Source organism: Salinimicrobium sediminilitoris, from assembly GCF_020866905.1.
Lineage (GTDB): Bacteria > Bacteroidota > Bacteroidia > Flavobacteriales > Flavobacteriaceae > Salinimicrobium > Salinimicrobium sediminilitoris.
Genome location: NZ_JAIVCC010000002.1, coordinates 304,427 through 325,714, shown reverse-complemented (window position 1 = coordinate 325,714; position 21,288 = coordinate 304,427). Strand labels below are relative to the sequence as shown.

Sequence of the window (21,288 nt, the reverse complement as noted above, 5' to 3'; positions counted from 1 at the left end):
CGTGTCACAACAAAATCATTAAGAAAGCTTTAGCGACTTTTTCCTAAAACCTTAACGTGCCTTATTGCAAAAGCTTCAGGTATCGTTAAGACAATGCTAATCCCTCGGGAATGATTGAAAAATCGGGTATCTTGTAGAGAATCATCTAAAATTCACATGATATGAGGTCTATCTGGAATGGATCAATAAGCTTTGGACTGGTAACAATCCCCATTAAAATGTATTCGGGCAGTGAGGAGCGAAAACTCGATCTGGACATGCTCGACAAGAATGACCATGCCAGGATAAGGTATAAAAGGGTCAATGAAGCAACAGGAGAGGAAGTAGAGTGGAAGGATATAGTGAAAGGTTATAAACAGGATGATACTTATACCATTCTTGAAAAAGAGGATTTTGATAAGGCGAACATGAAGAAATCCCGAACTATTGATATTGAGGAATTCATTGAGGAAAAAGATGTGGCCGATGTGCTTTTTAAGAAACCTTATTTCCTGGAACCGCAAAAGGACGGTGAGAAATCTTATAATTTATTAAAAGCTGCATTAAAAGAAACCGGTAAACTGGGCGTTGCGACCTTTGTGATGCGCGCCAAGGAAAACCTAAGCCTGGTAGGAGTTTACAAAGATGCGCTGGTGCTTCATGTGATAAGGTTTGCAGATGAGATACGCGATCCTTCAGAATTAAAACTACCCGATACCAAAGTTTCAAAAAAAGAGATCGATATGGCCAGGTCTCTTATTGAACAATATACCTCTGAGTTTGACTTCGAAAAATATAAGGATGTTTACAACGATCAACTCTTAAAGATCATTAAAGCCAAAACCGGCGGTAAAAAGACCAGGACTGAAAAATTCGAATCAAAAGCCACTCCGGCTACAGATCTTATGGCGCAGCTTAAAGCCAGCCTGGACAAAAAGAAGAAAAAAAGCAAAGCTTCCTAAATGGCACTGGACGAGTATATCAAAAAACGGAATTTTTCTAAAACTCCCGAACCTGATGCTGCTTACGAAAAAAACAAGGGTCGGCTTCGGTTTGTGATTCAGCGACATAGGGCTACCCGATTACATTATGACCTGCGCCTTGAAATGGAAGGGGTACTTAAGAGTTGGGCGGTACCCAAAGGACCTTCTATGAACCCTGTAGATAAACGCCTGGCGATCCAGACTGAGGATCATCCCATAAAATATCTCAGCTTTCACGGTACTATACCAAAAGGCAATTACGGAGCGGGGGAGATGAGCATTTGGGATGAAGGGACTTATGAAGCCTCGGGAGGTGGCGACGAGAAAGACCTTTTAAAAATGATGAAAAATGGAGATCTTAAAATCACATTTTTCGGCACTAAGATCAAAGGAACTTTTGCGCTGGTTCATACCCGAAGGGGAGGAGAAAAGGACAATCAATGGCTTCTTATCAAAAAAAGTGATGACTTCTCCACAGACTTAGATTACGATGCCGAAAATCTCAGTGATCACGCTGCTTCCGAAAAAGTGAAGCAGCTGGAAGTTACGGAGCTGGTAAAACCTATGCTGGCTACCAAAGCTCCCGAGATCTTTAATAAAGCTAACTGGATCTATGAGTTGAAATGGGATGGTTACAGAGCTTTAGCCAATATTCAAAAAGGAAAGGTGGATTTCTATTCCCGAAACGGGATTTCCTTTAAGACCAAATTCAAAGAATTATATGAACATTTAAAAGCTGTTCCTCACGATGTGATCCTGGATGGGGAAGTGGTTGCGCTTGATGAAACCGGAAAACCGGTTTTTCAGAAACTTCAGAATTACCAGAAAGAACCTTCAGGAGAACTCAGGTATTATGTTTTTGATCTCCTTTATTTAAATGGCCATAATATCATGCACCTTCCCCTTACCGAAAGGAAAAGTCTGCTTCCGGAGGTCATTGAAGATATTCCGCAGGTGTATTACTGTGATCATGTTGAGAGTATGGGAAAGGCCTTTTTTGAACAGGCGGTAGAGATGGGAATGGAAGGGGTGATTGCCAAAAAGGCCGATTCTCAATACATCCCCGGCTCCCGAAGTGATAAATGGTTAAAGATAAAAGCTTTTGAAAGTCAGGAAGCGTTGATATGCGGGTATACAGATTCTGATAGCGGCGGCCCGTTTGGCTCCCTTATCCTGGGAATGCATAAAGGTGAAGACCTGGTTTATATTGGCAACTGCGGCACCGGTTTTAGTGAACAGGATAAGAAAGATCTTTATGAAAGTTTTCAAAGTTTAGTGACCGAAGCGAAGCCTTTTAAAAAAAAGCCTGCTCTCAAAGGCCGGACCGCAACCTGGCTTGTTCCGGAGCTAATATGTGAAGTGAATTTTTCTGAATGGACCCACTCGGGACACATGCGACATCCTTCTTTTAAAGGTTTGCGCATGGATAAGCTTCCGAAGGAGATCACTAAAGAAAAAACAATAAAAGTTCCTAAAAAGAAACCTGCGGCTAAAAAAGAAGGAGATGCTCTTGAAATAGGAGGGATCTCGGTTCCTATAAGCAATTTAGACAAGGTCTACTGGCCCGAATCGGGTTTTCGAAAGTATGATCTTATTGATTATTACCTTAAAATAGCCGATACCATTTTGCCATTTTTGAAGGATCGTCCTCAAAACTTACACCGGCATCCTAATGGAATAACGGGAGAAGGATTTTATCAAAAAGATACAGCCGGTATTTTTCCCCACTGGCTTGAATCAACCAAAATTTTTTCCAAGCATAACAACAAGGAATTGGAATATATCATGTGCCAGAATGAAGCTAGTCTTATATACATGGCAAACCTGGGATGTATCGAAATTAATCCCTGGAACTCAAGAGTCCAGAACCTTCTTAATCCCGATTTTACAGTTATAGATATTGACCCTTCAGAAAAAAACACTTTTGAGCAGGTAATTGAGGTGGCACAGGTAGCTCATGAAGTGCTGGATAAAGCAAAAATTACGGGTTATGCCAAGACATCCGGCTCCAGCGGGATACACATTTACATTCCTTTGGGGGCGAAGTACACTTATGATGAAGCGCGGGATTTCACTAAAATACTCTGCTATTTTATCAACGAGCAACTGCCCGATTTGACGTCTATGGAAAGGAATGTGAAGAAAAGGAAAGGGAAAATTTACCTGGATTTTCTTCAAAACAGGAAAGGGCAAACCCTGGCAGCACCATATTGCGCACGTCCCAAACCGGGAGCGACTGTCTCGGCACCCCTGGAATGGGATGAGGTAAAATCGGGGCTGGATATGAGAGATTTTACAATAAAAACAATGCCGGACCGAATTGAACAAAAACCGGATTTATTTAAGCCGGTGCTTGGGAATGGTATCGACATTGAAAAGGCTCTCGACGCATTGGCGGGTTAAAATCAATCTTCCTCGCTATCCCCGTTATTTTCGCTGTCTGGAAATTTATGATTAAGGAAATATTTTGGGCTCACCCCGTATTTCTCCTTAAAGATCTTAGAAAAATAACTGCGGTTATTGAGGCCAATTTGCCCTACAATCTGGGAAATATTATGATCAGATTCTGTCAATAATTCTTTGGCTGCTTCTAGTTTTACCTGCTGAATGTATTTGTTAACAGTAAGGTCAAACATGTATTTAAATCCTTCCTGTAACTTATTCACGTTAGTACCTACCTCCTTTGCCAAATGGTCTACAGAATAATTCTGATTAAGATCCCGATTTATTATTTCTACAGCATTCTTCACCTTTTCAACATCGCTTCTTCTTAACAGGATGGCTTTATGTCCATTTTGTTGATCATCGGTAAACTGACTGATTTGCTTTGCGAGCATTTCATAAACTTTAGCCTCCAGAAAAATTAACCGCAAAAATCCAGTATGTTCTTTATGGGCTATGGATTCCACAATATCGGCTGCCTGAATGCTGTAGTTCCCCTGATAAAAGAATAATTCTTCGGCATTGTTATCCTGAAACAAGCGCTGTAACTGTGGATCCATGTCTTTATAATCAAAATTCTTCCTCTGGTTGAATTCTTCTCTTATGATCTCCAAACTGAAGACATGGGAGGTTTCATTAGCCTTAAATAACAGGACATGCCCGTTATGGCCACTACTGGAAACAATTACATTTTGGTAAGTATCTATGTTGTGTACATCGTCATTTTCTTCAAAACCATGTCTCACCCTGCCTTCTGAACAAAATATAAATTTTAAAGGGTGAGTTTGATTGATCGTGAAGTGGATCTCAACATCTTTAAAGAAGGTTACATTGTATTCAATAACCCCAATTCCCCAGTTGAAACTGGTTCCTCTTATAAATCCCTTGCCCCATTTTTCGGGTAAGTCAATGATAAGTTCTCCACCATCTCTTTGAATTGGGGTGTTAAGCTGCTTCGATAAACTTTCTATAATCTCTTCCACAGGAAGAGCTTTTACAAAAATTTCCATTTTAAAAAAATAAATCTTGTTATGTTATTATTTATCAGCGTTACATGCTACTGGTAACTATTATCTGTTCAACCTTTATAGACCAAACGTTCTAAACTTAGGATTTTTTTGAAGATCATCTATTTAAAGTTGTGTTATAAGTTGTATTTGTTGTGTCTTTAACGGTAATCTTTAACAAGCATTTAAGGTAGTTTTGACAATTGGTCCTTATGGGTCCTGTAAATCTCCTCTATGACAGTATTCTATTTAATGTTAGGGCTCGAAATCCTGGTTGTCCTGATTGTAACCGGATTTTTGATCCGGAGGATATACAATCTTTACCGGGACCGGAGGGAACAAAAACGCAACAACTTCTAGAATCCCTCTTTTCAGTTGTTTCTTCCATTTGCAGCCTCTCTCTGCGTGGCGTATCTTTGTGAAAATCTTTTAGCATGAATAGTATAACCGCCTTAAAGTGGCGATATGCAGTGAAAAAATTTGATCCAGACAAACTGGTTTCCGAAGAGAAGATCGATGTTTTAAAAACTGCCTTTAACCTTACTGCTACTTCTTATGGCCTGCAGCCGCTAAGGCTGGTCCTGGTTCAAAATAAAGAAATTCAGGATAAACTGATGAAGGCGTCTTACAACCAAAAGCAAATAGGAACTGCTTCTCATCTACTGGTCATTTGTATAGAGAATACAGTTGACAAAGGCTTTATTGAAAAGCATTTTAAAATGGTTCAGGACATTAGGAAAACCCCCGATGAAATCCTGCACCCCTTCAGGGAATCACTTATTGGAGATTTTGAACAGAAGCCTGTAGATGAAGTGAAGATATGGGCTACCCACCAGGCATATCTTGTGTTAGGTACTCTACTTACTGTTTGTGCCGTAGAAGGAATCGATTCCTGTCCCATGGAAGGTTTTGAACCTAAGAAATACAACGAAATCCTTGAACTTGAAAAGTATGGTCTGGAAGCCGTTCTGGCTTTGCCGGTAGGCTATCGCTCTGATGATGATTTTTTTGCATCCTTAAAAAAGGTGAGAAGACCTTTAAAGGACACGGTGATCGAGATCTAGTAATTTACGTATTCTGTAATTTCAAGACCATAACCTATCATACCAACTCTTTTAGTTTGTTTGGTATTGGAAAGGAGGCGGATTTTATGGATCTCAAGATCATGCAGGATCTGCGCTCCAATTCCAAAATCCTTTGCATCCATCACCAAAGGAGGAGCTTTCATTTCTCCTGCTTTCTGAAGATCTTTTAGTTCTCCAAGCCTTTTGATAAGATTGAGGGACTGGCTTTCCTGGTTAATGAATACAATAGCTCCCTTTCCTTCCTCATTAATGGCCTTAAACATATAATCCAGCTTCTTATCGGCATCATTGGTAAGGGTGCCTAAAATGTCATTATTGACAAGGGTTGAATTCATACGCACCAGGACGGGGTCCGAAGATTTCCAGGTGCCTTTGGTAAGGGCAATGTGTACCTGCTTGTTGGTAGTCTGTTGATAGGCTCTTAATCGAAAAGCACCGAAACGGGTTTCAATGTCAAAATCTTCTTTTTTGACAATAAGGGAGTCGTGTTGCATCCTGTAAGCCACAAGGTCTTCAATGGATACGATCTTAAGATCGAATTTTTCGGCTACTTTAAGCAGTTGCGGAAGCCTTGCCATGGTACCGTCTTCATTCATGATCTCTACAATCACTCCGGCAGGAGGAAAGCCTGCCAATCTTGCGAAATCTATTGCGGCTTCTGTATGACCGGTTCTTCTTAAAACTCCGCCTTCTTTAGCTTTAAGCGGAAAAATGTGACCCGGTCTGCTAAGATCGAAAGGTTTTGTTTCGGGATCGATTAGAGATTTAATAGTCTCAGCCCTGTCTGATGCCGAAATACCCGTTGTAACCCCTTTTCCTTTGAGATCGACAGAAATAGTAAAGGCCGTCTCCATAGGATCTGTATTGTTGCCCACCATCATCTCCAGTTGCAGCTCTTTACAGCGCTTTTCGGTAAGAGGAGCACAAATAAGTCCGCGGCCATGGGTGGCCATGAAATTGATCATTTGCGGCGTCACTTTTGAGGCGGCAGCCAGGAAATCTCCTTCATTTTCCCGGTCCTCATCATCAACAACAATAATCACCTTACCGGCTCTAATGTCATCAATAGCTTCTTTTATTGTATGTAATTTAAAGGAGGTTTCCTGGCTCATAACTTGCATTGCATAATTGCCGGCAAAGATATTAATCCTTTTCGGAACGGCCCATAATTTGCGTCCTTTTCAAAAGTCTCTTAATGGGCTCAAAGAGAATGCTAAAGCTGAATAAACCCTGATCTGTTGTTGCTCGATAGGTTAGAAAGATCCCTAAAGGTAACATAATAAGGGTAGAAAGCCACGTCCCCAGGAAAGGGCTTATTTGTCCTTCCTCTGCACTGTTCTTCGCAAATATCCCAATGAAATGGTATGTAAGAAAAAGAAGAATTGCTATGACCATTGGTAATCCCATTCCTCCTTTTCTAATAATAGCCCCAAGGGGAGCTCCTACAAAAAAGAGTATCACGCAAGCTACAGCAAGTACATATTTTTCATGCAGGGCAATTTCAAATTTATTCAATCTTTTAGAGGCGCTAACCAATTCTACTTTCTTGTTAGTTACCGTAGCCACAGCCCCGTTCACTCCTCCAAGGGCAAGATTTATAATTTGAGAGGCCTGGTGAGTCTCATAAAGCGGTAAAATTCCTTTTTCAGGATCAATAGCTGTATCCTTTTTGGGTTTCACCTCTTTCTTTAGGTTCTCAATCCCGGTACGATTGTACATGTTTCGGGAAAAGATTTCAACTTCCTGGTTATAGGAAGTTGAAAAAGAATCTATGGTACGGTTTAGCTCAGATATCTTGAGCATGTTATGAGAGTTACTGTACCTTTCCTCATCAAGATCAACATCATTAAACCCCGAAAGATCCATGTTGATCACATACTCTTCAAAATAGCTTTTTGCAAAGGGTTTTTTCATCCGGTCCCGGGGGGAGGAGGGCAAAATCTCATCGTAATAGTTCCCATCTTTAAGGATGAGACTTAGAATATTGGAACCTGTACTTCCAACCAATTCACCTTCAGAAGCTTTTATTACTGTGAAATTTCCGGGGCGGCGCTCGTTCTTTTTATGAATGATAACATCGTGAAGGTATTGACCTCGCTCTCCTGTCTTCTCATCAACTTTTATATTGATCTGTCCCAGGTCATTAAAAACACCTTCAGAAATAACCATTGCAGGTTTAAGCTGGGCAATATTCTTCCGCAGGTTTATGGATTTATATTCGGCTGCGGGAATGACATTATTGGCGAATAGAAAAGCGGTTACACTTACCAGCAAAATGAAAACGGTAAGGGAACGCATTGCCCGCTGCAAGGAGATACCTGCCGATTTCATCGCGGCAAACTCGTAGTTTTCAGCAAAATTTCCGAAAGTCATTATGGAAGTCAGCAGGATACTCAGGGGCAAAACCAGTGGTACCAGCTTGGGACTAAAATAGAGCAGGAATTTAAAGATGATATCGATGTCGAGATCCTTACCCGCTAATTCCCCGATGTACAGCCAGATGGTTTGCAATACAAATATGAACATGAGTATCACAAAAACCGAAAAGAATGTCTTTAAGTAGCTGGTAAGTATGTACCGGTCTAATATTTTCAATTACTTAGTCTAACCTGTTAATATAGTAGTCTTTGTACCTGTCCTCTTTAAAACTGAAAAGGGTTTGAGGAAGAGGTTGATTGGTCTTGAAGCTGTTCACAGTAATTGTGATCTTCGTGCCATTATCCTGCGTCTGGATTAAATTGTAAATATTTTTCGTCTGCTTGTCAATCCCCAGCTGTATCTCTTTGATTTCGGCATTAGAATCAATTGGTGTAAGCTTTACGTACTGGATTTTCCGGCCTTTGAGATCCTTTACGGGACCAAGTTCAGATTTGTATCCGTTGTTGTAAAAGGTAAGCATTTTGGAGGGACTAATGTCCTGATCTTCTTCAGGATTATGAACTGAGATATTGATCTCTTCATCTTCAGGAATAATAGTATACAATTTCTTACCATCAAAAAGACGGGTTGTTCCCATGATGTTGAGCAGGTATTTTTCTCCTTCAAGGCTTACATCACCCCGGGTTTCATGCTTCACATTTTCGGCGGTATTCTCCAACGCATATTTGAACTCGATGATAATGTTGTCATAAGATTCAACCTTGGAGGATACTTCATTTAGCAACTCTTTTGCACCTTGTGAAGACTGGGCATTAGTATTCAAAAATGTCAAAAATGCTACTGCAACTAAAACTAATTTTTTCATAATTTTTATTTGGTTATTCTATTCATCATTCAACAGCTGGTTAAGGCTTTCAATATCCTGTACCAGCACCTGCCGTGCCTTGCTGCCTTCAAAAGGTCCAACAACTCCGGCTGCTTCCAGTTGATCGATGATTCTCCCCGCGCGATTATACCCCAACTTCAATTTTCTCTGAAGCAAAGAAGCCGATCCTTGCTGTGCTATTACTATGACTTCGGCGGCTTCGCGAAAGAGCTTATCCCGATCGCTTACATCAATATCAAGAGATGTGCCACTTTCCTCTCCGCTATACTCGGGGAGGTGATAAGCATCGGCATAAGCTTTTTGTGAACCAATAAATTCTGTGATCTTGTCAACTTCGGGAGTGTCTACAAAAGCACATTGAAGTCTTAGCAGGGTATTACCTTGGGTGAAAAGCATATCTCCCTTTCCAATAAGTTGATCTGCACCCTGGCTGTCAAGAATGGTGCGGGAATCGATCTTTGAGGTAACCCTAAAAGCGATCCTCGCGGGGAAGTTGGCTTTAATTATCCCAGTGATCACATTGACCGATGGTCTTTGCGTAGCGATAATTAAATGGATACCAATTGCTCTGGCCAACTGGGCAAGCCTTGCTATTGGCGCTTCAACCTCTTTACCTGCCGTCATAATGAGATCTGCAAACTCATCTACCACCAGGACAATGTAAGGCAGGAACTTGTGACCTTGTTCAGGATTTAATTTTCGTGCTTTGAATTTTGTATTGTATTCTTTAATGTTCCTCACCATCGCATCCTTGAGCAGCTCGTAACGGTTGTCCATTTCGATACACAGGGAATTGAGGGTATTGATCACCTTGGTATTGTCTGTTATAATCGCCTCTTCGGTATCGGGCAATTTCGCGAGATAATGCCTTTCGATCTTATTAAAGAGGGTTAATTCTACCTTTTTTGGATCTACAAGTATAAATTTGACTTCGGCAGGATGTTTACTGTAAAGCAGGGAAGTAAGAATTGCATTGAGTCCTACAGATTTTCCCTGTCCGGTAGCTCCCGCCATGAGCAGGTGAGGCATTTTTGCAAGATCTACCACAAAAGTTTCATTGGAGATAGTCTTTCCAAGAGCCATGGGCAATTCCATCTCGGCATTCTGAAAGCGGGGAGAGGCAATCACGCTTCTCATGGACACCATGGTAGCATTTTTATTGGGAACCTCGATCCCAATAGTTCCTTTCCCGGGAATTGGGGCAATGATCCTTATTCCCAGGGCCGAAAGTGAAAGTGCAATATCATCTTCAAGACTCTTTATCTTCGAGATCCTGATCCCTGCCTCCGGAATGATTTCGTAAAGCGTCACGGTGGGCCCTACGGTAGCCTTGATCTGCGCTATATCAATTTTATAGTTCTTAAGGGTATCAACGATCTTATTTTTGTTCTCCTCAAGCTCTTCCTGGTTAATGGTAATACCACCACCATTAGCGTTATGGTCCTTTAAAAGTTCGATCGTAGGGAACTGGTAATTTCTTAATTCCAGGGTAGGGTCAAACTCCCCGTAATCTTCGACAGCTTTGCGGCTTAAACTATCGTCCATTTCTTCCTCTTCGGCTGCAGTTTCCACTTCCATAGCAACATCATCGGGGTTTTCTTCTGAACGTATTACCACCTTTTCTGGTGCGGGTTGTGGTACTTTGGGTTTTTCAGGCTCAGGAGTTACTGGTTTTTGCTGTGCTTCGGATTTAATTTCTTCTGAAGGCTTTTTGACTTGAATAGAGTCGTCAGAAACTGAAGAAGAAGATTTGAAATCTTCAGAAATGTCTTTTTTGGTACTTCTAAAGGCTGAAATTAATTTATCTGGGGTGATCTTAAGTCTTATCACCAGGTAAACTATCAGCAAAAATGATAGAAGGAGAATAGTTCCTGTAAAGCCCAGGTAATCCTGGAGGTAATCATTAGTTTCATATCCCACTGTACCTCCCAGTAAAGCATTAGAATCGACAAAAAATCCGAAAAATACCGAAATCCATATCATTACTAATATTCCCCAGAACCAATACCGGAATAATGGAGTCTTGTTCAGGCTCATAAAATAATAGATCCCGGTGGTGATTATGAGAATAGCAAAGGCAAAAGCTGCAATTCCAAAACCTTCGTAAATAAAGAAGTTACTTATAGCTGCACCAAATTTACTGAGGAGGTTTTTGGTTTCTACCTGTCGGTTTTCGAGTTGTGTGAGCGTGCTTTGATCTGCCTCCCAGTTGAAAAGAAAAGAGGTGAAAGCTATTAAAAGGGCTAACCCGAAAAAGATCAAAAAACTTCCCAGGATAACCTTCCCACGTGGGGAAAGTTTAAAGGAGGACTTCGAAAAAGTGGATTTTGAAGAAGATTTTTTTACAGCTTTCTTTTTAGCCATGATAGAACTGAAGGTTTGGGGGCAAAAATACAAATTAGCACCAGCTAATATAAAGAAAAGGAAAAATCTATTTCAAAGATGTTTTTCAGGGTCATTAATGTCAGGCAAAAATTTTCCAAAGTTCCTTGTATCCAGGGTTTACCACCAGAGACTATTAGGCTTTAAAATATTAATTGTGCTTTTCTATAGTAAAGGAAATTGTTATTTTCTCTTCAACAGGTACTAAGGATTAAAACCCGAATGGATATTAAAAATAGATCTATCTGGGTTTTGTTCTGTAAGTATCAATTTCTACGGAAATAAAATCTGGAGATTTTAAAAAATGTAGGGAATATATATAATTAGACCAATGATGACGGCAACTACAGCTGCAAAGAAAACAGCCCCGGCTGCCACGTCTTTGATTCGACCTATCTTGACATGAAAATCGGCGTGAACAAAATCTGCAATATTTTCAACGGCTGTATTAAGACCTTCGGCAGTCATTATGAGACCAATAGCCAGGATTTGCATCATCCATTCTGTGGAAGTAATATCAAAATAAAATCCGGCAATGGTTACAAAAATGGAAATGACGAACTGTACCTGGATGCTTGGTTCGTGTCTTAGCAAAAGCCAGGCACCTTTAATTGCATAACCACCTCCCTTTATACGGCCGGTGATAAAATCATACATTACAACAGCGGTTTAAGTGCCTCCAGGTAATTAGGTTCCTGCCCAATTTCTTTCACCTGTTCGGTGTGCAGGATCTTTCCGTTTTCATCGAGGACGATCACTACCCTGGACAGCAATCCCTCAAGGGGACCGTCTATAATTTCCAAACCATAGTCCTTTCCAAAATTGCGCTCCCTGAAATCTGAAAGATTGACCACATTGTCAACTCCGTTTTCTTTTTTAAATCTTTCCTGGGCAAAAGGCAAATCTCTCGAAATATTCAGCACTGTTACATTCTCCAGGTCGGCTGCTCTATCGCTAAAATTATTTACAGAAGTTGCACAGACGTTTGTGTCTATACTGGGAAATATATTCATAATCACTCGTTTTCCCTTAAAATCCTGAAGGGTAGCTACACTTAAATCAGATTTTAATAATTCAAAATGTGGAGCTCTTTCTCCTTTTTCCGGAAGGTGTCCGTAAGTGGTTATCGGTTTCCCGTTGTGCGTTATCTGTGACATATTTGGTTTCTTCGTTGTTGAATTACTAAAATTAAAATTTTAGGGTTTGTATTTTACTAAAATTGTCATAAAACAAAAAGGCTGACTCAAAAACATGAGTCAGCCGTTATTTTGTGAAAAAATGTGTGGGTTATTTATCTATAGAACTTAGCACTTTTTTCATGAAGTTGTTTGCCGCATCTCTTTCGGACATTCCTTCATCTATCATTTTTTGAACCTCGAGTGCACCGCAAATATTACTGATCATTTCGCCCACCATATCCATTTCTTCGTCGGTAACCGACCTGTGGTCGCAGAACGATTCCAAAACTTCAAGGGTATGCTCAAGTTTTTCCTGATCATTATTCTTTTGCAGATGTCTAATTACTGGTAACTTCATTAACTAGGTCTTTTAAAAGTTCAAATTTGTTAGTTTGCACCTGGTTTACCAATTCCCCGTTCTTAAAAGCGGCAAAAGTTGGTAAGTTGTCCACCTTAGCCAGTTTTCTGGATTCAGGATATTTTTCGGCATCAACCAGGAGAAATGTCGCATCTTCATTCTCGGCAGCAAGCTTCTTGAACTTGGGCTTCATCACCCTGCAGTTACCGCACCAGCCGGCCATATATTGCACGACTACAGTTTCATTTTCAGCAACTACTTCTGCCAGATTATCATTTGTCAATTCTCTCATCGTTATGCTTTTTTTAGTTAGAGCTTAGGTAAGAAGCCACTCCCTTGCGGTTTGCGTTCATTGCCTCTTTTCCTTCTTCCCAGTTTGCAGGACATACTTCACCTTTTTCCTGAACGTGCGTGTAAGCATCGATCAAACGGATGAATTCTTTAACGTTTCTTCCAAGTGGCATATGGTTGATGCCTTCATGGAATACAGTTCCTTCTTCATCTATTAGGTATGTAGCACGGTAAGTTACGTTGTCACCTTCTACAGTGTAAACTCCTGTTTCTTCGTTGTAATTCTCGTTGCTTATATCAAGAATTCCAAGTTGATTTGCAAGGTTTCTATTAGAATCGGCAAGGATAGGGTAAGTAACTCCTTCAATACCTCCGTCATCTTTTGGAGTGTTTAACCATGCAAAGTGAACCTCTGGAGTATCACATGAAGCGCCAACTACCATTACATTTCTTTTCTCAAATTCAGCAAGTGCTTCCTGGAAAGCATGTAGTTCTGTTGGGCAAACGAAAGTAAAGTCTTTTGGATACCAAAAAAGCAGAACCTTCTTTGAGTTGTTCTTAGCTTCTTCGAATACATTTATTTTAAAAGTATCGCCCATGTCATTCATTGCGTTTACTTCTAGGTTTGGAAATTTTTTTCCTACTAATGCCATATTATTTTATGTTTTTTGGTTATTGATTTATTTCTGATGCAAAGATAAGAACAAAGAGCGGCCCCACTAGGGCCGCAAATCTTTATTTTTTATTCGAGTATAGTATTTGTCAATAGGAATAACTCTTCGTCATAACTTCTTATTATGCAGTTGCGGTTTTACTCCCCAGTTGCCGGATCTTTATATTAAAGGCCGCGAAGAATAGGGTCATGAAAGGACTAAGGTAATTGAAGATGGCATAAACAAAATATGATGCCACCGGTACTCCCAGAACTCCGCTATGGTAAGCTCCGCAGGTATTCCACGGAATTAAAACCGAAGTCACTGTACCCGAATCTTCCAGGGAACGGCTCAGGTTCTCCGGCGCCAGGCCTTTATCCCTGTACGCCTTAGCAAACATTTTTCCGGGAACAACGATTGCGAGATACTGATCGGATGCAGTAGCGTTAAGTGTTACACAACTAAATACTGTACTGGCAAAAAGACCAAAAGTAGTGTGGAAGAGGTTGAGCAGGGCTTTACTTATAGTTGCAAGGGCACCAATGGCATCCATTATTCCGCCAAAGACCATTGCACAAATGATCAACCAAATTGTTCCAAGCATCCCGTACATTCCTCCAGATGAGAAAAGATCGTTTAGCTGGTCATTATCTGTCACAATTGAAGTGTCCACAGTTATGGCATTCATAAGGCCAACATAAGCTGCTTCAAAAGAAAGGTTTTCATAACCCGATACTGCAGTCACAACTTCTGGCTGAAAAATCATAGCTGCAGCAGCTCCTAAAAGGGTTCCCAGCAAGAGAGCGATTAGAGGTGAGGTTTTCATCACGATAAGCACAATGACAAGGGCCGGCACCAAGAATAACCACGCAGTTATATTAAAGGCATTGTCAATGGAAGCAAGGATCTCACTCGTATCTGCCGTTCCCGAAGGCTCAATGGTAAAACCAAGAATTATAAAGACGATTAGAGTAATGCTAATAGTAGGTACAGTGGTGTAGGTCATATACCTTATATGAGTAAAAAGATCTGTTCCGGCCATGGCGGGAGCCAGGTTGGTAGTATCGCTCAGCGGTGACATCTTATCCCCGAAATATGCTCCCGAAAGTATAGCACCTGCAGTCATTCCCACCGAAATACCCAAAGCTTCGGCAATACCAATTAAAGCTATACCAACAGTCGCCGAGGTCGTCCAGCTACTACCGGTCGCGACCGAGATAACTGAGCAAATAACGACTGTGGCCGCAAGGAATATTGTTGGGTTGAGGATCTGTAATCCATAATAGATCATCGTTGGAATAATACCACTAATAAGCCAGGTTCCGGCGAGGGAACCAACCATAAGCAGGATGAGGATAGCACCTGTGGTAGATTTAATATTATTCGCTACCTCCTCGATCATGGTGTCAAAGGAGACTTTATTAAAGATTCCAACTATGGCTGCAACAGCGCCGCCAAGCAGGAGAATAAATTGATTTGAGCCTCCCAAAGAGTCATCGCCATAAACAAATACATTGTAGGCGAGCATCCCAATAAGAGCAAAAACAGGAAAAAGAGCTTCCCAGATATTTAATTCACGATTTTCAAGAACTTTGGTGTCTTTAATAAACTTTTCGTCTTCCATTTACGAGATCTAAAATTTTTGATTGCGTAATGTTACGATTTTTCGGTAAAAGTTAAAAGTTGACGCTTCAATACTTGGTTCCCGGGCGGCTGTTTTAAACATAAAAAGGCAAATTGTATCAATCCTTAACAGCTTATGAGGAAATAAAAAAGCGGAAGATCCAAAGGACCTTCCGCTTCTGTAGTCTTATTGAAATCAAATTACCCTAATTCAAGGGCGATCTCAACCATACCTTTAAAAGTAGTTTCCCGCTCCTCGGTGGTTGTTTTTTCTTTGGTTACCAAAGAATCAGATATTGTAAGGAGAGACAAAGCATTTACATCGTGTTTGGCTGCAATAGTGTATAATCCTGAAGATTCCATTTCCACGCAAAGCACTCCAAATTTTGACCAAAGTTGATAGGATTCAAATTCATCGGCATAAAATTCGTCACTGGTAAGCACATTTCCTGCCTTTACAGGAATATTTTTTTCTTTGGCTTTTTCAATAGCCTGCTGAAAAAGATTAAAACTTGCTGTAGGAGCAAAGTCGGCACCCTGGAACCTGGCCTGGTTTATTCCTGAAGTAGAGGATGCTGCCATAGCGATCACTATATCCCGAAGTTTCACACTTTTTTGGTAAGAACCGGCACTACCTACACGAATCAGGTTTTTTACATTGAAATCGTTGATAAGTTCATGCGCGTAGATGGAAATGGAAGGAACGCCCATTCCCGTACCCTGTACCGAAATCCTTCGGCCTTTGTAGGTACCTGTATAACCAAACATGTTCCGCACTTTGTTGTAACATGTTACATCTTCAAGGTAAGTTTCTGCTATCCATTTTGCCCTTAATGGGTCTCCCGGTAATAAAACTGTTTCTGCAATATCGCCTTTTTGGGCGTCTATGTGTATGCTCATTTTTTTAATTCCTTTACTATTGATACTCCAGATGATGTACCTATTCTTTCCACACCTGCTTCAATAAAAGAGAGTGCGGTGTCTAAATTCTTTATTCCGCCAGAGGCTTTAATTTTTGCTTTTCCCTCAACTGCTTTTTTCATCAGTTCAATATTTTCCATCCTGGCACCGTCATCCCCAAATCCCGTTGAAGTCTTTACAAAGTCTGCCTTGGCTTTTACAGCAATTTCACTTGCTAGCATTATTTCCTGCCGGGTGAGGTAACAGGTTTCAATAATAACCTTTAGTACTTTATCTCCTGCCTCCTTTTTAATGGCTGCGATCTCTTCCTCAACCTTTTTGAAGTTTTTGGACTTTAATTCACCAATATTGATCACCATGTCCACTTCTTCTGCTCCATCCTTCAAAGCCTGGCGGGTTTCAAAGACTTTTGCCTCTGTAGACATTGCTCCCAAAGGAAACCCTACTACAGTGCAAACTTTTATACTGGATCCTTCCAGCTGTTTGGCGGCAAGGCTAACATAGCCGCTGTTTACACAAACCGAAAAGAAATTATACTCTTTCGCTTCTCTACATAGTTCAATAATATCCTTTTCTGTAGCTGTTGCTTTAAGAACAGTATGATCTATATACTTGTTTATTTCAATCATATCAACAAATGTTTTTGCAAAAATGTAACAAATTTGCCGCTTCAAATATGATCCTAATCAAACCTCTAAGGAATATTCTTACCGGCAAAACCTCACAAATATAAAGATTCAGACTTGCTTTTGCAGAGATAATGAACAAAAATAAGAGGCTCCAAAAATGTCATTTCCGGAGCCTCTTATTTTATATGCTTAATATCAGAAAATTAGCTCTTCCGATTTTCTTCTGAAAGTTTTATCATTCTGAATTATTGAGCCCTTTCTTCTGAAGCTTCTAGGATCCCGATCTCTTCCATGCAATCCCTCATCATTTGATAAGTTCTCTCGATATCATTGTCAAGACCTATGGAAAATCTTATGATCCCATCAGAAAGTCCCATCTCCTTTTGCTCTTCTTCAGGAATTTCTGAAGAAGTTGAAGTTCCGGGTGCACTAAATAATGTCTTGTAGAAACCGAGACTTACGGCAAGATAACCCAGGTTTTTTTCCTGCATCATTTCCATAAGAGCATTGGCTTTGTCAAGGGAACCGGCGTCTACTACGAGCATTCCGCCGTAACCGTACTCGTCATTCATCATGCTTTTGTACATCTCATGTCCCGGATGGCTTTCAAGGCCGGGATAAACCGTTCTCAAACCGTCCTGCTCAAATTTTTCAGCAAGATACATTGCATTGTGACTGTGTTGCTTGATGCGGATATGAAGGGTACGAAGATTCTTCAGGATGGAAGCGGCACGTAAAGAGTCCATTGTGGGGCCAAGTAACATGCTGGCACCATCATTTACACTGCGGAGTTCATTGATGAATTCCTGTGTCCCGCAGGCAACTCCTCCCACAGTGTCGCTGGAGCCATTAATGAACTTTGTAAGACTGTGGATCACCACATCGGCACCCATTTCTGCAGGAGAAATTGCCAGTGGTGAAAAGGTGTTATCAACTACGAAATTAAGACCATGCTTTTTCGCAATTTTTGAAAGCGCTTTAAGATCGGCCACCTCAAGTAATGGGTTACTCACGGCTTCACAATAAAGAACTTTCGTATTCTCATTAATTGCAGCCTCTACCTTTTCAAGATCAGTAATATCTACAAAAGAGGTATTTATATTAAGACGGGGTGCGAAATTCTTTAGAAAAGCATAAGTTCCGCCATAAATGGTGCGGCTGGAAATAATGTGATCGCCTGCCTGGCAAAGTTGCAGGAGAACAGGCGTGATTGCACCCATCCCGCTGGCTGCAACGTTGGCTGCTTCAGTACCCTCCATAGCTGCAAGTGCTTCCCCTAAATAAAGATTGGAAGGAGAGGAGTGACGGGAGTATAAATAACAACCTTCGGCGTTGCCTTCAAAGGTGTCAAACATTGTTTTTGCTGAAAGGAAAGTATAAGTAGAAGAATCTGAAATACTTGGGTTCACCCCTCCAAATTCCCCAAAATACTGAAGATCCTGTATCTTATCTGCCGGTTTAAATTTCATGTCGTACTGGTTTTGAGTTCTTATCAAAGAAAAGGACTTTTAGAAATAAAATCAATGATAAACCTCATAAGCGGAAAAAATACCTGCTAAAAATGATATTTTAGGATGATATTTCAGTTATATTCGTTCAAAATCATTTTTTCAGGAAAATTTTACAGATGCAAACAGACGGAATTGATAAAAAACTACTTGCGCTCCTTCAGGATGATTCAAAAAGGACGAATAAGGAGCTGGCTGGAAAACTTGGTCTTTCGGTTACTGCAGTTTATGAACGCATAAGAAAACTTGAAAGGGCAGGGGTGATTTCCAAATATGTCGCTCTTGTAAAGCCCGAGAAGGTTGACCGTTCCTTTACGGCTTTTTGTATGATCAAACTTGTGCAGCACACCAAGAAAAATGTTACCGGCTTTGAAAGCCAGGTGGCGAAATTAACCGAAGTGCTGGAAGTTTTTCATGTAAGTGGTGAGTACGATTATATCCTCAAAGTGATGGTGAAGGATATGGAAGCTTACCGCGAATTTATGCTGAACAAGCTAACCGCCCTGGAACATATTGGAAGTACCCAAAGTACTTTTGTAATAAACCCTGTAAAGAATACGACGGTATTGAGTATTTGAAGTTCAAGCACCAAATTCCAGACACCAAATTCCAAAAAAGGATTTGAAAATTTGATGATTTGAAAATTTGAGGATGAAAAGCTTTTTTGAAACATCATTGTGAATTGACAGGCAACAGGCAACCTGCAACACGCAACCAAAACTCCCTGGTTATAACTTTTTTTTACAGTTCAGTACTAACTTCTCAATACTAACTACTGTTTTCATTTGTCATTAATAGTCGTACTTTTGTTACTCTTTGAAAAAAATCAACAAAAAAAATACTTATGAGCAAATATGATGTTGCTGTTATAGGTTCAGGCCCGGGAGGATATGTAGCCGCGATTCGCTGCGCCCAGTTGGGAATGAAAACCGCACTTATAGAGAAATATTCCAGCCTTGGAGGTACTTGTTTAAACGTGGGATGTATACCCAGCAAAGCTTTGCTTGATTCTTCACACCACTACGATGATGCTATCAAGCATTTTGAAGAGCACGGGATCGAAATCCCGGGAGAGGTAAAGGTGAACCTGGAGAAGATGATCGAGAGAAAACGTTCTGTTGTTAACCAAACCGTGGATGGGATCAAGTTCCTGATGAACAAGAACAAGATCGATGTTTTTGAAGGAGTGGGATCTTTTAAAGATGCAACGCATATCAACATCAAAAAGTCTGACGGGGAAACCGAAACTCTTGAAGCAAAAAACACCATTATTGCGACAGGGTCAAAGCCTGGAAACCTTCCTTTTATTGAATTGGATAAGGAAAGAGTGATTACTTCCACCGAGGCGCTGGAGTTAAAAGAAATTCCTGAGCACCTTGTTGTAATTGGCGGCGGAGTCATTGGACTTGAGCTTGGGCAGGTTTACATGAGGCTTGGTGCAAAGGTTTCTGTGGTGGAATATATGGACAGCATTATTCCTACAATGGATTCTGCGCTGGCCAAAGAATTGACCAAGAGCCTTAAGAAGCAGGGAATGAAATTCTACGTTTCGCATCAGGTGAATGCCGTGGAGAGAAAGGGAGATGAGGTCGTTGTAAAAGCAAAGGACAAAAAAGATAAGGAAGTAGAATTTAAGGGAGATTACTGCCTGGTTTCTGTAGGTAGAAAACCTTATACCGAAGGTCTTAATGCCGATGCCGCAGGAGTGAAGATTGGTGATCGCGGAATGATTGAGGTCAATGAGCATTTACAGACTTCCACAAAAAATATTTATGCGATTGGAGATGTTATCAAAGGACCAATGCTGGCGCACAAAGCTTCGGAAGAAGGAACCCTTGTAGCTGAAGTTATCGCGGGACAAAAGCCGCACATCGATTACAATCTTATTCCGGGAGTTGTTTACACCTGGCCAGAAGTTGCAGCAGTTGGAAAGACCGAAGAGCAACTTAAGGAAGAAGGAGTGAAATACAAGGAAGGGAAATTTCCAATGCGTGCTCTTGGACGTTCCAGAGCCAGTGGCGATACAGATGGATTTGTGAAAATCCTTTCAGATGAAAAGACCGATGAAGTTCTTGGGGTTCACATGATAGGCGCCAGAACAGCCGATCTTATTGCTGAAGCCGTTACCGCAATGGAATTCCGTGCCTCGGCTGAAGATATTTCAAGAATGAGCCATGCACATCCCACGTATGCTGAAGCCATGAAGGAAGCTGCACTTGCTGCAACCGAAAACAGGCCGATACATATGTAGATTTAAAAGGCTAATTTTAAAAATAGCTCACTAAAACACCCTCTTCAAAATCCCATTTTGGAGAGGGTGTTTTTTTGTATTCTTAGGAAAGAAAAATTTTTATATTAATCCATTTTGCTTCATCTCTTTTACTACATTTATCTCAAATTAAAATCGTTACAAGATGCCAAAAGAAAAATCACCTTCAAAAAATTCAGCTAAGAAAGAACCTGTGCTGAGCCTGAAAGAAAAGCGTGCTGCCAAAGCCGCTAAGAAGAAAACCAGAAGCTAATTTATAGTACCATAAAAAAGAAAAGGCTGTCGCAAGACAGCCTTTGTTGATTAAAAAAGTCTTCAAACTTAATTCTTATCCACAAATTTAAAAAAGCGGCTTTTTTCACCGTCTTTGGTTTCTTCCTGGTAAAGGAACTGTAGATCATTCTCGTCAAATATCCTGAAGAATTCTTCCCAGGATATATTTTTCAGGTTATCCTCTGCATAACCGGGAAAGTTGATGCGAAGTAATCCGCCGCCTTCACTGCTGTTGGAAGTGCTTTCCACCACAGCGGGTTTCCCATCTCTTTCCTCGCTCCATTTTTTAATCGTTGTATGATCTTTAGTTGTCTTTGAATCTGAGTTTGCCATTGTTAGTGAATTTTGTGATTACCTCTCTAAAATGCCTTTTTTGAAACGGAAGGAAAAGTGTTTTAACAGCAAAAATATATTTCTGTTAAGATATTGTAAATCAGGTAAG

20 protein-coding genes are annotated in these 21,288 nt (G+C 40.6%); 5 read left to right on the top strand and 15 right to left on the bottom strand.

Translation table 11 applies throughout. The features are described 5' to 3' along the window. Nucleotides 1–161: 161 nt before the first annotated feature. Together ku and ligD are read left to right on the top strand one after the other, a co-directional pair. Nucleotides 162–941 carry a non-homologous end joining protein Ku gene (gene ku, locus LA313_RS03165; protein ID WP_228913164.1) on the top strand — a complete coding sequence of 260 codons (780 nt, stop codon included), beginning with the start codon at nt 162–164 and terminating at the stop codon, nt 939–941. After that, the gene (gene ligD / locus LA313_RS03160) at nt 942–3,365 is read left to right on the top strand and encodes a DNA ligase D (protein ID WP_228913163.1); all 2,424 of its coding nucleotides are present in this window, start codon (nt 942–944) and stop codon (nt 3,363–3,365) included. A 2-nt stretch (nt 3,366–3,367) separates the two neighbouring features. On the opposite strand, the gene LA313_RS03155 is transcribed toward ligD, so the two are convergent. Next, on the bottom strand, nt 3,368–4,414 hold the full coding sequence (locus LA313_RS03155) for a helix-turn-helix domain-containing protein (protein WP_228913162.1): 1,047 nt from the start codon (nt 4,412–4,414) through the stop codon (nt 3,368–3,370). A gap of 431 nt (nt 4,415–4,845) precedes the next feature. Between LA313_RS03155 and LA313_RS03150 the strand changes: the two genes are divergently transcribed. Further along, a complete protein-coding gene (locus LA313_RS03150; protein ID WP_228913161.1) occupies nt 4,846–5,475 on the top strand; it encodes an NAD(P)H-dependent oxidoreductase in 630 nt (209 codons plus the stop codon). On the opposite strand, the gene ribB is transcribed toward LA313_RS03150, so the two are convergent. From ribB to LA313_RS03085, 13 genes are all read right to left on the bottom strand, one after another. Next, a complete protein-coding gene (ribB, locus tag LA313_RS03145) occupies nt 5,472–6,608 on the bottom strand; it encodes a 3,4-dihydroxy-2-butanone-4-phosphate synthase (protein ID WP_228913160.1) in 1,137 nt (378 codons plus the stop codon). The two genes, LA313_RS03150 and ribB, sit on opposite strands and share 4 nt — an antisense overlap. Before the next feature lie 31 nt (nt 6,609–6,639). Further along, nucleotides 6,640–8,091 (bottom strand): LptF/LptG family permease, encoded by a 1,452-nt coding sequence (locus LA313_RS03140; RefSeq protein WP_228913159.1) that lies wholly within the window; start codon nt 8,089–8,091, stop codon nt 6,640–6,642. A 4-nt stretch (nt 8,092–8,095) separates the two neighbouring features. After that, nucleotides 8,096–8,740: a LolA family protein gene (locus LA313_RS03135; protein ID WP_228913158.1), complete on the bottom strand. Its 645-nt coding sequence runs from the start codon at nt 8,738–8,740 to the stop codon at nt 8,096–8,098. Nucleotides 8,741–8,758: 18 nt separating this feature from the next. Then, nucleotides 8,759–11,125, bottom strand: a complete 2,367-nt coding sequence (locus LA313_RS03130; protein WP_228913157.1) for a DNA translocase FtsK — start codon at nt 11,123–11,125, stop codon at nt 8,759–8,761. Nucleotides 11,126–11,440: 315 nt separating this feature from the next. Further along, on the bottom strand, nt 11,441–11,800 hold the full coding sequence (locus LA313_RS03125) for a diacylglycerol kinase (RefSeq protein WP_228913156.1): 360 nt from the start codon (nt 11,798–11,800) through the stop codon (nt 11,441–11,443). Next, nucleotides 11,800–12,300 (bottom strand): thiol peroxidase, encoded by a 501-nt coding sequence (gene tpx / locus LA313_RS03120; protein ID WP_228913155.1) that lies wholly within the window; start codon nt 12,298–12,300, stop codon nt 11,800–11,802. The genes LA313_RS03125 and tpx overlap by 1 nt, the downstream gene beginning before the upstream one ends. Nucleotides 12,301–12,430: 130 nt before the next feature. Continuing rightward, nucleotides 12,431–12,679, bottom strand: coding sequence for a DUF6952 family protein (locus LA313_RS03115; protein ID WP_228913154.1), 249 nt, complete (start codon nt 12,677–12,679; stop codon nt 12,431–12,433). Further along, nucleotides 12,660–12,971: a thioredoxin family protein gene (locus LA313_RS03110; protein ID WP_228913153.1), complete on the bottom strand. Its 312-nt coding sequence runs from the start codon at nt 12,969–12,971 to the stop codon at nt 12,660–12,662. Before LA313_RS03110 ends, LA313_RS03115 begins: the two co-directional genes overlap by 20 nt. A gap of 13 nt (nt 12,972–12,984) precedes the next feature. Continuing rightward, nucleotides 12,985–13,623, bottom strand: coding sequence for a peroxiredoxin (locus LA313_RS03105; RefSeq protein ID WP_228913152.1), 639 nt, complete (start codon nt 13,621–13,623; stop codon nt 12,985–12,987). A gap of 142 nt (nt 13,624–13,765) precedes the next feature. Beyond that, nucleotides 13,766–15,247, bottom strand: coding sequence for a Na+/H+ antiporter NhaC (nhaC, locus tag LA313_RS03100; RefSeq protein ID WP_228913151.1), 1,482 nt, complete (start codon nt 15,245–15,247; stop codon nt 13,766–13,768). Between the two features lie 200 nt (nt 15,248–15,447). After that, nucleotides 15,448–16,146: a purine-nucleoside phosphorylase gene (deoD, locus tag LA313_RS03095; protein ID WP_228913150.1), complete on the bottom strand. Its 699-nt coding sequence runs from the start codon at nt 16,144–16,146 to the stop codon at nt 15,448–15,450. Then, entirely contained in the window at nt 16,143–16,793 is a 651-nt protein-coding gene (gene deoC, locus LA313_RS03090; RefSeq protein WP_228913578.1) for a deoxyribose-phosphate aldolase, read from the bottom strand. Before deoC ends, deoD begins: the two co-directional genes overlap by 4 nt. Before the next feature lie 248 nt (nt 16,794–17,041). Next, the gene (locus LA313_RS03085; RefSeq protein WP_228913149.1) at nt 17,042–18,265 is read right to left on the bottom strand and encodes an aminotransferase class I/II-fold pyridoxal phosphate-dependent enzyme; all 1,224 of its coding nucleotides are present in this window, start codon (nt 18,263–18,265) and stop codon (nt 17,042–17,044) included. 158 nt (nt 18,266–18,423) lie between these two features. Between LA313_RS03085 and LA313_RS03080 the strand changes: the two genes are divergently transcribed. Both LA313_RS03080 and lpdA read left to right on the top strand, forming a co-directional pair. Further along, nucleotides 18,424–18,882: an Lrp/AsnC family transcriptional regulator gene (locus LA313_RS03080; RefSeq protein WP_228913148.1), complete on the top strand. Its 459-nt coding sequence runs from the start codon at nt 18,424–18,426 to the stop codon at nt 18,880–18,882. 266 nt (nt 18,883–19,148) lie between these two features. Next, nucleotides 19,149–20,555, top strand: coding sequence for a dihydrolipoyl dehydrogenase (gene lpdA, locus LA313_RS03075; protein ID WP_228913147.1), 1,407 nt, complete (start codon nt 19,149–19,151; stop codon nt 20,553–20,555). A gap of 339 nt (nt 20,556–20,894) precedes the next feature. On the opposite strand, the gene LA313_RS03070 is transcribed toward lpdA, so the two are convergent. Next, complete coding sequence (locus tag LA313_RS03070; RefSeq protein WP_228913146.1) at nt 20,895–21,179, bottom strand: hypothetical protein; 285 nt, start codon at nt 21,177–21,179, stop codon at nt 20,895–20,897. Nucleotides 21,180–21,288: the final 109 nt, after the last annotated feature.